Origin of the sequence: Mesorhizobium sp. M7A.F.Ca.ET.027.03.2.1 (assembly GCF_003999175.1) — a bacterium.
Classification (GTDB): Bacteria; Pseudomonadota; Alphaproteobacteria; order Rhizobiales; family Rhizobiaceae; genus Mesorhizobium.
The window spans coordinates 1-956 of the sequence record NZ_RZOM01001549.1 but is presented as its reverse complement, the minus strand read 5'-3'; the positions used below and the strand labels follow the sequence as shown (position 1 = coordinate 956).

Here is a 956-nt window from a genome sequence, read left to right as displayed (position 1 = left end):
GTGCAGGACGAATGCACCTATCCCAACGGCACTCATATCTGCGAGGTCGAGATCGATCCCGACACCGGCGCGACCGAGATCGTCCGCTACACCATCGTCGACGATTTCGGCGTCACCGTGAACCCGATCCTGCTCGCCGGCCAGGTGCATGGCGGCGTCGTGCAAGGCATCGGCCAGGCACTGACCGAGGACACCATCTATGGCGAGGACGGACAGCTTTTGACGGCGAGCTTCATGGATTACGCCATGCCGCGCGCCGACAATTTCCCGTTCTTCCATTTCGAGACCCGCAACGTGCCTTCGACCACCAATGCACTCGGCATCAAGGGCGCGGGCGAGGCCGGCACCATCGGCTCGACGCCGGCGGCACTCAATGCGGTGACTGACGCGCTCTGGCGCGCCTATGGCGTCAAGCACATCGACATGCCGGCAACGCCGGCGCGTATCTGGGCGACCATCCGAGAAGCGTCGGGAGCGTGACAGCAGGCCCCGGCAGCCCCCCGGCCACAGCCGGCAATGATGCCGGCGGGCACAACACGCTAACCGGCATCATGTTCAAGATCGTGTCGGTGGCGGTCTTCGTCGGCATGCAGACCTGCATCAAAGCCGCAGGCACGGTTCCGGCCGGCCAGATTGTCTTCTTCCGCTCTTTCTTCGCTATCTTCCCGATCATCGCCTTCCTGGCCTTCAGGAAAGAACTCGGCACTGCCTTCACCACCAACCGTCCGTTCAACCACATCGCCCGCGGCCTTGTCGGCGTCTGCGCCATGGGGCTCGGCTTTTTTGCGTTGACCCGGCTGCCGCTGCCGGAAGCGATCACGCTGAACTACGCGCAGCCGCTGCTGGTGGTGGTGTTCAGCTCCATCTTCCTCGGCGAGGCCATCCGTGTCTATCGCTGGAGTGCGGTCGCGGTCGGCTTGGTCGGCGTGCTGATCATCTCCTGGCCGGAACTGACG

General features: G+C 64.0%; 2 protein-coding genes. Both read left to right on the top strand.

What is annotated here, in order from left to right; all coding sequences use genetic code 11:
- Window positions 1-480: molybdopterin cofactor-binding domain-containing protein (locus EN750_RS36355; RefSeq protein ID WP_145968286.1), on the top strand; the 480-nt coding region annotated here is incomplete at its 5' end.
- Window positions 477-956: DMT family transporter (locus EN750_RS36350; RefSeq protein ID WP_145968285.1), on the top strand; the 480-nt coding region annotated here is incomplete at its 3' end. The genes EN750_RS36355 and EN750_RS36350, both read left to right, overlap by 4 nt.